General features: G+C 63.7%; 10 protein-coding genes. 4 read left to right on the top strand and 6 right to left on the bottom strand.

The genetic code is table 11. The annotated features are described in order from the left end of the window. Window positions 1-164: 164 nt before the first annotated feature. Window positions 165-1,226, top strand: a complete 1,062-nt coding sequence (locus tag ABCW42_RS20265; protein ID WP_423182874.1) for a glycosyltransferase family 4 protein — start codon at window positions 165-167, stop codon at window positions 1,224-1,226. A 3-nt stretch (window positions 1,227-1,229) separates the two neighbouring features. On the opposite strand, the gene ABCW42_RS20260 is transcribed toward ABCW42_RS20265, so the two are convergent. From ABCW42_RS20260 to ABCW42_RS20245, 4 genes are read right to left on the bottom strand one after another with little or no spacing between them, the layout of a single operon-like run. Beyond that, window positions 1,230-4,226 carry a cytochrome P450 gene (locus ABCW42_RS20260; protein WP_423182873.1) on the bottom strand — a complete coding sequence of 999 codons (2,997 nt, stop codon included), beginning with the start codon at window positions 4,224-4,226 and terminating at the stop codon, window positions 1,230-1,232. Then, a complete protein-coding gene (locus tag ABCW42_RS20255; protein ID WP_423182872.1) occupies window positions 4,219-4,662 on the bottom strand; it encodes an HtaA domain-containing protein in 444 nt (147 codons plus the stop codon). Before ABCW42_RS20255 ends, ABCW42_RS20260 begins: the two co-directional genes overlap by 8 nt. Before the next feature lie 50 nt (window positions 4,663-4,712). Further along, entirely contained in the window at window positions 4,713-5,171 is a 459-nt protein-coding gene (locus ABCW42_RS20250; protein WP_423182871.1) for a flavodoxin domain-containing protein, read from the bottom strand. Window positions 5,172-5,211: 40 nt separating this feature from the next. Then, window positions 5,212-6,402: a cytochrome P450 gene (locus ABCW42_RS20245; RefSeq protein WP_423184959.1), complete on the bottom strand. Its 1,191-nt coding sequence runs from the start codon at window positions 6,400-6,402 to the stop codon at window positions 5,212-5,214. Between the two features lie 102 nt (window positions 6,403-6,504). Between ABCW42_RS20245 and ABCW42_RS20240 the strand changes: the two genes are divergently transcribed. Next, the gene (locus ABCW42_RS20240) at window positions 6,505-7,455 is read left to right on the top strand and encodes a LysR substrate-binding domain-containing protein (RefSeq protein WP_423182870.1); all 951 of its coding nucleotides are present in this window, start codon (window positions 6,505-6,507) and stop codon (window positions 7,453-7,455) included. A gap of 156 nt (window positions 7,456-7,611) precedes the next feature. Next, window positions 7,612-8,988: an MFS transporter gene (locus ABCW42_RS20235; RefSeq protein ID WP_423182869.1), complete on the top strand. Its 1,377-nt coding sequence runs from the start codon at window positions 7,612-7,614 to the stop codon at window positions 8,986-8,988. 172 nt (window positions 8,989-9,160) lie between these two features. Here the strand turns inward: ABCW42_RS20235 and ABCW42_RS20230 are convergent, their stop codons facing one another. After that, entirely contained in the window at window positions 9,161-10,546 is a 1,386-nt protein-coding gene (locus ABCW42_RS20230) for an MFS transporter (protein WP_423182868.1), read from the bottom strand. Window positions 10,547-10,729: 183 nt separating this feature from the next. Then, window positions 10,730-11,521 (bottom strand): IclR family transcriptional regulator, encoded by a 792-nt coding sequence (locus ABCW42_RS20225; protein ID WP_423182867.1) that lies wholly within the window; start codon window positions 11,519-11,521, stop codon window positions 10,730-10,732. A gap of 55 nt (window positions 11,522-11,576) precedes the next feature. Here ABCW42_RS20225 and ABCW42_RS20220 point away from each other — a divergent pair, with 55 nt between their 5' ends. Beyond that, window positions 11,577-12,662 carry an Ldh family oxidoreductase gene (locus ABCW42_RS20220; protein ID WP_423182866.1) on the top strand — a complete coding sequence of 362 codons (1,086 nt, stop codon included), beginning with the start codon at window positions 11,577-11,579 and terminating at the stop codon, window positions 12,660-12,662. Window position 12,663 lies beyond the last annotated feature (1 nt).

Genomic DNA, 12,663 nt, shown 5'->3' with positions numbered 1-12,663 from the left:
GCAGAACCCGCCGTCGGGAGCACCGCCGTCGACACCCCACCGGCGGCCCCGCCCGCCACCGCGAAGGCAAACCGAGTAGTCGTCACTCGTGCCTATCGGAGCAATCGGGGGCGAGGATCAACGGAGGGACCGCTGGCGGTCCTGACGTTCCGTGGAGGGCGAGGATGCGCATAGGGCTTATTGCAGGGCCGTGGATCACGGTTCCGCCGGTTACTTACGGGGGCACGGAGAGGGTTGTCGACAGCCTGGCCAGGGGACTGGTCGCGGCCGGGCACGAGGTTCTGCTGGCCACCCCGTCGGACAGCGAATGCCCGGTGCCCCGGGCTCCCGGGATGAGGGCCGCGGAGCCGTCAGAGCTAGGTTTCACCCTTTCCGAGTTGAGCCATGTGGTGCGTGCGTATCGTGGGATGGGCGGGGTTGATCTCATCCACGACCACACCCTCGCGGGGCCCCTTTACGGGAGCCGTTTGGTCCCGGCGCCCGTTGTGACCACCATTCATTCGCTTCTATCTCCGGACGCGATCGATGTTTACCGGGCCGCGGCGGAAACGGCCAGCATCGTGGCCATTTCCCGTGACCAGGTCAGCCGTGTTCCGGAGCTTCCGGTTGCGAGGATCATCCATCACGGCATGGATCTCTCCGGCGTTCCCGAGGGAAGCGGGACGGGCGGGTATGCCTGCTTCGTCGGGCGGATGTCTCCCGACAAGGGCGTTGAAGAGGCGATCGCGATCGCCCGGGAAGCCGGGATTCCCCTGAAGATTGCCGTGAAAATGCGCGCGCCCGACGAGAAGCGCTACTTCAAGGAAGTCATACAACCGCTGTTGGGAAGCAATGAGGAATTGGTCGGGGAGATCAGCGACGCGGACAAGTACGCGCTGATGGGGGAGGCGAGCGTATTCCTCAATCCGATACGGTGGGCCGAGCCTTTCGGGCTGGTCATGATCGAGGCTCTGGCCACGGGAACTCCCGTGGTGGGCACGCCGGTCGGCGCGGCACCGGAGATCATTTCCGACGGCGTCACCGGCTACCTGGGGTCCGTGGACGAACTGCCGGGCATGGTGCCTCGCGCCACTGCGCTGGACCGGAAGGCGTGCCGCGCCGCCGTCGAGCGGAACTTCAGCGCGGCACGCATGGTCGCTGACCACATCAGCCTCTACGAACAGATTCTGGCGAAGGGAACCCCGGACGGCACTCCGGGCCCGGTCCTCGGCCGACGGATTAAGTAGAGGCTATCGGGGTCCACCCGACGCCGGCACGGCTTCGAACACCTTCTGGATCCAGTCGATGGCGACTGCCGGGGCCAGGCCACGTCCGGCGGCATCGTGCCGGCCGACGTCGCCGATACGTGAGGCGCCGAGGGACTGCAAGGTTTCGTCGAGGATTTCGCTGCCACGGGAGTAAGTCTGCGCGTAACTGCGGTCGCCGAGGCCGAACAATGCGTAGCGGAGTCCAGAGAGGTCGGGGCGGGCCGAAAGCAAGTCTTCATGGAAGCGGCGGGCGCGGGTGGGGAGCTCGCCGTCTCCATATGTTGAGCAGACGATGATCGTGAACCGTGAGGAGTCAATTGCTGCCGCTTCGACATCCGAGAGGTCGACGATGCGGACGTCATGCGTTCTCTCTAGGTGCGTTGCGAGTTCTTCGGCGACTAGTTCAGCGTTGCCGGACTCCGTCGCGAACACTACGTTGACGGGCTCGGCCTGCGTGGCATTCGCGGGCGGGTCATCGGGCGCGTCAGCGGGGATGGCGGGTTCGACGGCGGACACGCTCAGCGCCGACCCCGCGATGATCCGCAACTCGCGCAAGTCGCTGATTTTGCGGCGGACCCGGCCGGAAGCCGCGTTGCGGGTCTCATTGGCGTCGATCAGGAGCCAACCGTCGTAGCTCGTCGAGCTGGCAAGGGACCGTTCGATGGCAGTGAGCCCGGGTTTGCGCGCGGGCCCGGCAAAGTCGGCTTGGATGGTTTCAGCCAGTTGCCTCGAATCGGACCGATGGGAGGGGATCGTTCCCTTGGGCCCCCGACGCGTCCATCCGGCGGCGTACAGGCCCTCGCGGATGCGCCCGCTTTCCCGAGCGGCGTCGTCAATGTCCACGATTTGTTGTCCGGCTGTGGCTTGGAACCCGATGGCGGTGATGATGCTGTCGACCTTTAGCTCAAGCCCTGTTCCGTCCTTGTTTTCGATGCTGACACTCGCTGCGTGCCGGTTCCCATCCAGATCGTTGATCCGGGTGGGTGAGTAGCCAAACCACCATTCCACCCGGAGCCGCGCATCGGTACGCGGACGGCTTACCAATTCAAGCACGACGGCGGAGCGCGGGTCGGTGGCGGCGGCGAGGTCGCGCTCATCCACGCCGTGGACAATGTGCTCGACACCGTGCAGCTCGCCAAGTTCCCTGAGCATCACCGGATCGAATTTGGCCATTGGCGGCATTGACCGGCCGATGACGTGAATGGTGCGGAGCCCATTGGTGAGCCGGGCGTGGGCGTCGTCGTCGATGTCCGAGTCCGTGAGGTCGGAGTCTTTCTTTGCGAGCAGGCGTACAACGTCGATCGCCACGTTTCCTTGCCCGACGAGCGCCACTGAGGTGCCAAGGCCGGGGGCGGGCCGGACCTCGTGCGGGTGGGAATTCAGTAGCCGGGTGATCTTCCCAGCCCCGTGGACGCCATCCAAAGTGGTTCCGGGAACGTCCAGGAATGTGTCCTGATGGAGCCCGGTTGCGAGCACGACGGCGTCGAATGCGGAGGTGAGCGTGTCCAAGCTGACGTCCGTGCCCACTCGGGTGCTTCCGACGAATCGGACGGCATCCTTCTCGAAAAGGCGCGCGAACTGGCGGCTGACTGCCTTGGTGCCTTGGTGGTCGGGGGCGACTCCGTGCCGCACGAGCCCGTACGGGGTAGGGAGTTCGTCGATGACAACGAGTTCGGCGTCAGGGAAGGTGCGGCGCAGGGCCTGGGCGGTGTAGCAACCAGAGGGACCGGCACCCACAATCGCGATGCTCGGGGAGGCTTTGCAAGGCCTGGGGGTTGGGGTGGAGGCCCACGTAACTGGAAGTCGGGTCATGCCGCGGAAGACCCACCCGCCAGCCTCCGGAGGGTTCCCCGGATCGAGGGACAGTCCGGGCAGCGAGGACAGCAGTTTCGGCAGCGCAACCGCGGCAACCTCAGCGCGCGCGACCCACGCCCCCAGACAGACGTGGACACCCTTGCCGAACGCCAAGTGCGGCCCCTCGGACTGCCGGGAAATATCGAAGGCAGCGGGCTCATTCCATACTTTTTCGTCGCGGTTCGCCGAGAGGATGCAGATGCCAAGTTTGGCTCCGGCGGGAAGGCGGATCCCTTCAAGGACGACATCCCGCGTGGTTTGGCGGGAGTACATGCCAATAGGGGCGACCCAGCGGATGGTCTCGTCGAAGACCGCGTCCCACAGATCCGGGTTGGTTTCGACGAGCCGCCGTTGTTCAGGATGGGTGAGAAGGCTCCACATGCCCACGCCGATTGCGTCACGGGGTTCGTTCAGCCCGCCGCCGATCGTCATCTTTACGTTGGCGCGGATCGCTGCCAGCGGCATTTGGTAGTCGGGGAGGGCGAGCAGGTTCGAGAGCAGGCTGTTGTCGGGGTGCTTGACGTGCCAGGCAAGCATCTCATCCAGTGCTTCGTCGACTTCGTTGAAGGAAGCCTCTCCTTTCGCCCAAACAACGGGGTCATCGGCGTAGTTGCCAGTGGCGTCGATCATGGTTTGCGACCAGCGTTGGAGGTCCTGCTGGGTGGCGTTGTGCAATCCGATCACGGCGCGCAGGTTCTCCGCGGCATAAGGAGCGGCGAAATCCCAAACCAGGTCCGCGCCGGGACCTTTGTCCATGAACTCTCGCAGGTACCGCTCGGCATTGCGCTCGAACAACGGCATCCAGGTTTTCTTGACAACTCCTGGCCGCAGCGCTGGTTGCCAGGCCTTGCGCTCTGCGTAGTGTCCAGGATCATCACGACGCAGCATGGAGTGTCCCATCGCCCGGATCATGAGCGAGCCTTCCTCGTTCGCCGAGAACGTGCCCTGATCCAGTTCGGTGGCATGAACGGCGTCGTGGGAGGTCACCAAATACCTGTTCACCGCGGGAACCCAATGGACGCCACCCTCGGACCGGAGCCGCTCGAAGATCGGGAAAGGGTCGCGGTACAGCTCGGGGATCGTGACCCAGTCGGCGATGGGCGCCGGGAGTCCTTGTTTAGTCATGCCACACTTCCTGGTGCTTTGGGTCCGCCTGCCCGGGAAGCCCCGGCATGACGAAAATAGGGTCGAAAAGGGTACCGGGCCGATAGTTGTCGAAAAACAAGTCGGCCCCGGCTGGCGTGAGGGCCGGAGAAGGGAATTCCACGTGCCCGGGATATTGGCCGGGCTTTCCGAGAATGACGAACGGACGGCGTTCACCGGGTTCTTCGTCGTCGGCAATCGAGAGAACCAGTCCGTCGTCCGCGCTGACCACCGCCGGCGCGGAAATGGCCAGCGAGAGCATGCCGAGGTGACCGGTGAAGTGCACGGATCCTCCGAACGCGAGTCCATTCCGGGGCGTGCCGGAAGCCAGCGGGAAGTGGAAGGATCCGTCTTGCAACCGTAGGGCCCCGTCCGCGACTGCGACGTGGCCGTCCTTCATGCTTTCGATGTACCTCACGAACGATGTTTTGACCGTCCAGGTCAGGCCGGAATCGCACATGTGGATAGCTAGGCGGTGACAGGGTGGTGGGCTTCGCTGAGCACTTCGCTTGCCCATGACGCGGTGAGATTGCCGGGTTCCGTTCTGCCTGCGGCATCGTGCCTGCCGTACGGACCGACCCGCGTCGCGCCGTGAGCACCGAGGAGCTCGTCGATGAGCTCGCCCCCGCGGCCGTAGTTCGGGTAGGTGCTGTCTCCGAGGCCGAACACCGCGTACCTGACTCCTGCAAGGTCGGGGCTGTTCTCATGAACAGCAGCGGCGAAGGGCTCCGCACTCTGCGGGAGGTCGCCCTCGCCGTGGGTCGAGCAGATGATCAGGTAGAGGGAGTCCTGACGGAACCCACCGACGTCGGCGTCGGCGAGATCAGAGACCCGGACCTCGTGCTCGCTGCCGAGCGCCTCGGCCAAGTCTTCGGCGACGAGCTCGGCATTGCCGCTTTCAGTGCCGAAAAGAATGTCGATAATCATGGCAAATCCTCTGTTGTGGTCCGATGTGTCGCTGGATGGGTCAGGCCGACAAAGCGACGGGAAGCGAGCGGATTCCCCGGAAGACCCATCCGTGGAAGTCTGTTGTGTCGGGTTCGACGGCGGTCAGGCCGGGGAAAGCGGAGTACAGCGCGGGAAGGGCTATCTCGCCGACCGTGGCGCGTGCCACCCAGTTGCCTGCACAGATGTGCGTACCGTTGCCGAATGCGAGGTGCGAGGTACTGTCGCGGTTGAGGTCAAAAACCTCGGGACGGTCAAACCGGGCCTCGTCCCTGTTGGCCGATGCAACGATGAGTGCCAAGGTGGCGTCCTCGGGAATGAAGACGCCGTTGAGGATTGTCTCCCTGGTGGCGCGCCGCGGGTACATCCCTACCGGGGACTGAAAACGCGCAGTCTCTTCAAAGACATCGCGCCACGTCCGCCGACCTGCCAGCACAAGTTCGCGCTGGTCGGGGAAGGCACTAAGCGCCCATACGGCGCTGGAGATGACATGGCTCGGTTCGTTCATCCCCCCGGAAATCGTCAGCCTCACGTTCGCCCGCAGGCTTTCTTCATCGAGGCCGGCGCTGAGCATTGCCGAAATCATTGAGGGCTCGGGGCCGCCCGAGATCCTTGCGAGAGCCCGGTCGATCGCTTCGTTTATCTGCGCGCGGACCGAATCGGTCTCAACCCACACCGCCGGATCATCCGTGACGTTGGCGGTGCCGGCGATCAGCGTGTGGGACCAGTGCATCATCTGCTCCGCCGCAATATTGTGGAGTCCGATCACAGAGCCGAGGTTGTTGGCCGCATACGGCACGGCAAAGTCGCGGCAAAGGTCGGCCTCGCTGCCGGCATCCCGCAGGCGGCGGATATATTTCTCAGCATTGGCGCGAAATACCGCGTTCCAGTGCTTCTTGATGGCCACCGGTCGCAGGGCGGGTGCCATGGCGTTGCGCTCGTCCTTATGCGCCGGATCGTCCTTGCGCAACAGGGGCCTGCCCATCGAGCGGATCATTGTCGAATGATCCGCATTCTCGCGCGAGCTGAAGGTCGCCTGATCCATCTCGACGTCGAAGCACTCCCGGAAGGTGGTGACGAAGTAGCGGTTCATGTGGGGGACAAATGCGATCGGAGCTTCACGGCGCAGCCGCGCGTAAGTGGGATAGGGGTCGCGGAGAAGCTGCCCGGCCTCGACCCATTCGGCAACAGGCGCCCTGGTTGGTGTTTTCATCAGCACTCCTTCGTACTTTTGCGATGTTTCATCCAGTCTGGGTGCCCACAAAACGAAGTACAACTGAGCAAATCTGAGTCTAGGGCGAAGTAATATTGAGTTATGGAGCTCGCATCAAAAATCACCCTGCGCCAGTTGGAACTGTTTTGCGCTGCAGCTGATCACGGGTCTTTCGCCGCGGCGGCACAAGCGCTGTACCTCACCCCCAATGCCGTTGCCCTCGCCGTGAGGGACCTCGAAACCGCCCTGAACGCCCACCTTTGCATCAGGCAGCGATCCCGCGGGCTGACCCTGACTCCTTCCGGCACCTATCTCGTGGAGTTGGCACGCCGGTTGCTTCGCGAAGCGGACGAACTCTGCCGCGGCGTGGGCAGCTTCGGCGGTCCGCTACGCGGGCCGGTCAGCGTCGGGTGTTACTCGACGCTGGCCGCAACAGTCCTGCCGCCCCTGATGGAAGGGTTCCGCGACGCTCATCCCGGGCTTGAACTCCGAATCGTCGACGGTACCGTGAATGACCTGCTGCCGATGCTGCAAGGCGGGGAAATCGACGTGATGATCGGCTACCACTTCGGGATGCCTGGCGACCTTGACCACGTCGTCCTGTTCGACACCGAGGTCCACGTGCTGCTTCCCGCCGACCACCGGCTTGCCGGGGAGGACTCCATCTCGCTGACAGACGTGCTGGATGACCCGTTGATCCTCCTTGACCTGCCCCCGAGCGGCGACCACACTCTGCACATGTTCAGCCGCGCAGGCGTCCGGCCGAAGATAGCCCATCGGACATCGAACTTCGAACTCGTCCGCTCACTCGTGGCCCGCGGGTTCGGATACAGCGTGCTCATCCAGAAGCCTGCCAACGATGAGAGCTACGAGGGGCGCCGCGTCGTGGCCAAGCGGATCGTCCCGCAGTTCTCCGCGGAATCCGTCGTCATCGCCTGGCCGAGTCCGGTCCGACTTTCCGACCGGGCCCAGGCGCTGGTCGACTACGCGCGCCTGACCGTCGCCGAGCACCAGTGGACGCCGGCACGTGCTATTGGAAAAGCGACAGAATAGGCCCTCCCGCGCCCATTCAGAAGTAAAACTGGGTTTATCAAGCATTTATGCTCAGTTGTACTTGACTATTGACTCCTTCATCCTGATTTTCGAACACCGAGCAGACCGCACGCAGTGCCGTCGCCGCTGTTCGCAACCGACAAAGGAGTCTTCGCTATGAATTCGATAGGTCAGCCCGCTCTTGCTTCCGCCGGGCGCGTTGTGTCCGCCGCCGGTCCGAGAAGGATCATCTTCGCCACAGTGGTCGGAACGACCGTCGAATGGTACGACTTCTTCACCTACGGCACCGCGGCCGCCTTGGTGTTCGGCAAGCTCTTCTTCGCTCCTGCCGGTCCTGGCCTCGCCACAATCCTGTCGTTCCTCACCGTCGGCATCTCGTTCCTCTTCCGGCCCCTGGGTGCATTCCTGGCCGGGCACTTTGGCGACAAGTACGGCCGCCGCGGAGTCCTGATGGCCACGCTCGTCCTCATGGGAGCGTCCACCGCCGTGATCGGACTCATCCCCGGCTATGCGTCGATCGGGTTCGCCGCTCCCTTGATGCTGATCGCACTGCGTGTCCTGCAAGGTATCTCCGCGGGTGGCGAATGGGGCGGAGCGGCACTCATGGCTGTTGAACAGGCACCAACCAGACGACGCGGTAGTTTCGGGGCTGCGCCGCAGATCGGCGTTCCGTTGGGCCTGCTGCTCTCCTCGGGCGTCACTGCGGTGATGAGCATGATCGCCCCCGGAGCGGCATTCTTCGAGTGGGGTTGGCGGGTGCCTTTCCTCCTCTCCGTGGCACTCATCTTCGTCGGCTGGTATATACGGCGCCGCGTCGAGGAGAGCCCCGTCTTTGCGCAGATCGCCGAACACCGCGGGCAGGCGGGAATGCCCATTGTCCAGGTCTTCAGGAGGCACGCACTCCTGGTGGTCATCGCCGCGCTTGTCTTCGCCGGAAGCAATGCCGCTGGCTACATGACCACCGGCTATATCCAGAACTACGCGACTGCAGCCACCGGACCGGTCCGCCTCCAACCCGAGCCCGTGTTGTGGGCCGTCACCGCTTCTTCTGTGGCATGGCTCGCTTCGACCTGGCTCTCTGGAGTGGTCTCTGACCGCATCAACCGCCGTAATACCCTGATCATCGGGTGGGCTGCGCAGTTCGTGGGAGTCGTGGCGCTGTTCCCCTTGGCGAACACCGGCAACATCTGGATGCTCCTGCTTGGACTGCTGATCCTTTCCGTCGGCATCGGCTTTGCCTATGGTCCGATTTCAACTTATTACGCAGAGCTTTTTCCGGCGTCCATCCGGTTTTCGGGAGTCTCCATCACCTACGCCCTCGGCGCCGTGCTCGGCGGCTCGTTCGCCCCGACCATCGCTCAAGCCCTGCTGCAAGCCACCGGGACTTCATGGTCGATCGTCATCTACCTCGTCGCAATGACAGCAATCGGCCTGATCGCCACGCTGATGCTTCGTGACCGCTCCGGAATTCCGCTCGGCCCCGAGCACGAACGCGAGCAGGCGATGAGCCCCCTGGTGTGGGCACGTGACTGAGCTGAGCCCAATCCACTGAGCCCAACGCACTGAGGAGGGCAAGGAATCCGTCCGTCCCTTCACGCCAGAGGGGTGGTACGCGCATCTGCTGCGCGCACCACCCCTCTGCCGCACTGGCGGGACTTTCGTTACAAGGGTCCGTGCGGTTGTGGTGAGCGGCGCCCGGTGCTCATCACTCGTCGATTGCGTTGTGGCCTGGCTGCGCCGGCTTCAGTGACTTGAACATCCGTGGAAGGAATGCCGTGAGCAAGGCTGCCAGGATCAGGATGCCGCCCATGAGGTAGCTCGGGATGGTGTAGCTGCCGGTGGCGTCCTTGAGTGCGCCGAATACGGTAGGCGCGACGAATCCGCCGAGGTTGCCGAGTGAGTTGATCAGGCCAAAGGCGGTCGCGGCGGCCGCGCCGGTGAGGAAGTAGCCCGGGATTTGGTAGAAGGGGGCGCTTTGGGCGGTGAGGCCGATGGTTGAGACGCACAGCGCGATCATGATGAGGACCGGCTGGTTGAAGGCTGCCGAGACGCAGATTCCCACGGCGCCGACGATCGCGGGAATGGTTGCGTGCCAGTAACGTTCGCCTGTCTTGTCGGAGTGCCGTGCCCAGAAGATTGCCGGGAGGACGGCCACGGCCGTGGGAATGGCCACCATGAGGCTCACCTGGAAGGTGTCCATTTTCGTTCCGGCCTGTGCTTGGAAAGCGACCACCATGAGCGGGAGGAAGAAGGATAGGGCGTACTGGCCAAACTTCAGGCAGAAGTAGATCACCGAGAGGACCAGGACGCGGATATCGGCCATGGCCCGGAAGATTCCCAGTCCGGAATGCTTGGAAACAACCATGGCATTTTCGGCGTCGATGGAGGTTTCGAGCCAGTTCTTCTCACGCAGCGTCAGCCATTTCGCGTCCGCCGGGCGGTCCCGGAGCACGAAAAGGCAGAGAATGCCGATAATAACCGCGGGCAAACCTTCGAGCACGAACATCGCCCGCCACGATTCGATGCCGAAGTAGCTCTTGGGCGTCAGGAGCAGGCCGGTCAGTGGAGACCCGATGACGCCGGCAAGGGTCCCGCCAAGGACGAACAGGGACAGCATGGTGCCCCGGTACTGGCGCGGAATCCACAGCGTGAAGTAGAGGATCACGCCCGGGTAGAAGCCGGCTTCGGCAATACCCAGGAGAATCCGCAGGATGTACAGGGCGGCTTCGCCGTTGACGAAGCCGGTGGCCGCCGCGACGAGGCCCCAGGAGATCATGATGCGGGCGAGCCACTTGCGGGCACCGAGCTTGTACTGCATGAGGTTGCTGGGCACTTCGAAAATGGCATAGCCGACGAAGAGCAGGCCGGATGCCAGGCCAAAGGCTGCGGTGGTCAGGCCGAGCGCTTTGTTCATTTGGAGGGCTGCGAGGCCGATGTTCGTCTTTTCGAGTGAATTGAAAAAGTACGCGAAAGCCAGGATCGGGATCAGGTGCCAGATGACTTTGCGGATTGTCGCGCGTTTTTCCTGCGCCGAAAGGTCCGGCGTTTGCGGTATCGAGGCGGCGGGCGCCGTGCTGCGTGTCTCAGTCACGCTCACTCCTTTGTGTTGTGGCCCACATTCGGGGCGTTACGTATCTGGATACGCCTCTCGAGCGGGAGTTGGCAGGTCCCTTCCCGCATGATGGGACGGCAACTGCTGTTCGTCCCGCTGGGCGGACCGTTTCTGGAGCAGGCGCTGGTCACGGCGTAAAGGCGGGCACCGCATGGAGGAAGTTCAGGACGCGTTCCGCCGCGGGGGCCGCTTGGCACTGCCGATCGCAGTGCTCAGGGCCATTGCGGTTGCCAGTACTGCCGGGGCGTAGCGTTTCGCAATGGCGAGCTCGGTTGCCCCGGTCACTGAGATGGCGCCGGCCACGGGACCGCCTTGTCCGTTGAAGACCGGCGCGCTGACGCAAAAGAGGCCAAGCCGGGATTCTTCGACGTCGTAGGCCACGCGCTCCTGCCGGACCCGTGAGAGCTCCGTACGGAGCTTGGCGGGATCCGTGATGGTCTTCTCCGTCTGTTGGAGCAGGGTTCCACCCAGCACCGAGTCCACGAAGTCCTTGTCGCTGAAGGCGAGGATCGCCTTTCCGAGAGCGGTTGCGTGCATCCTCGCCCGGCCTCCGACCCGGGAATGCGGAACCTTGAGCGTACGGGTGGTGATCTTCTCGATGTAGAGCACTTCGCTGCCTTCGCGGATGGCGATGTTGCTCGTGAGCTTCGTGACTTCGTTGAGGTTGTGGGCGAAGGGCAGGGCCAGTTCCCGCAAGGTGTTCGACGACGGGACAAGCGATCCGAGCTCGAATAGCCGCACGCCCAAACTGATGCCGCCGGGTCCCCGTTCAAGGGCTCCCCACGCGATCAAGTCCAGTACCAGGCGGTGGGTCGTGGACTTCGGAACACCCGAACGGCGGGCGAGTTCGCTGATGCTGAGGACCTGGTCCGGAGACGTGAACAAATCAAGGAGCGCAAGCCCCCGGGACAAGGAGGACGCGGAACCAGCGTCCTGTTCTGCGGGACGGAGCATGGAGGGCTTTCTTTCCTGAGTGGATGATCTAACGAGTTATACAGAGGAGGGACCAATGAAAACAAGCGCCAAGGAAAGCGCGCCAGACCTCACGGTGGTTGGTCGCGAAGAAATGCAGGACGTTATTGCTCGTGCGCTCATTGTCCACGGAGCGTCGGAGGAGAATGCCGCGGTCCAGGCGGCTAGCCTCGTCGAGGGCCAGATGCGGGGGCATGCTTCGCACGGTATCCGCAGGTTGGCAGTTCTGGTGGGCCGGATGCGGAAAGGACTAATCGAGCCAAATGCCCGGCCTCAACTCGACTGGCTGACCCCAAGTGTCCTGCGGGTTGACGGCAACCGCGGCTTCGGACCGGTTGTCGCGTACCAAGCCATCGACGCGGTGGTGGCGAGGGCGGAGGAAACGGGAGTCGCGATGGCTGCCATCTCGAATTCAAGCCATATAGGAATGCTCGCACCCTACGTGGAGTCCATCGCGCTCCGAGGGCAGGTCGCTTTGCTGCTGACTACGAGTGAGGCCTTGGTCCATGCGTGGGGCGGCAGGGGTGCGACCGTGGGAACGAACCCGATCGGGATCGGTGTTCCCACCGGCGGGGATCCCCTCGTGCTGGACATGTCCACTGCGCAGGTGTCGATGGGCAAGATCCTGGACTACGCCGCCACCGGCCGGCCCCTGCCGTCCGGCTGGGCTGTCGATGCCCTCGGGAACCCCACCAGCGATGCCGCCGCGGCGGCCCAAGGAGGAGCCCTTTCCCCGTTCGGGGGACCCAAGGGATATGCGCTGGGCATTGCGTTGGAAGCTTTGGTCGGCACCCTGACTGCGACGGCGTTCGGCGCCGATGTTGTGGGCACGCTTGACACCGATTTCCCGGCAACCAAGGGCGACCTCCTGATCTGCGTGAGCCTGGAACGGCTTGGCCTGCTGGGCATGCTCCCCGCCCTGACGGCCTACCTGGACACCGTCCGCGACAGCGCAGCCACGGGCGGGGTGGATATCCCCGGAGACCGTGCGCGGCGCACCAAGGAAATGAACGACGCCCACGGCGTTCCGGTGGACGAAGAAGTCTGGGCCCTGGCATTGAAATACGCGGCACTGAAATACGGGCACTCAAATAAGCAGCCCCTAAATACTCGAAAAGGATGAT

This window comes from Arthrobacter sp. NyZ413 (assembly GCF_049390645.1).
Classification (GTDB): domain Bacteria; phylum Actinomycetota; class Actinomycetes; order Actinomycetales; family Micrococcaceae; genus Arthrobacter.
The sequence above is the reverse complement of the archived record's forward strand: the minus strand, read 5'-3'. Positions and strand labels throughout refer to the sequence as shown.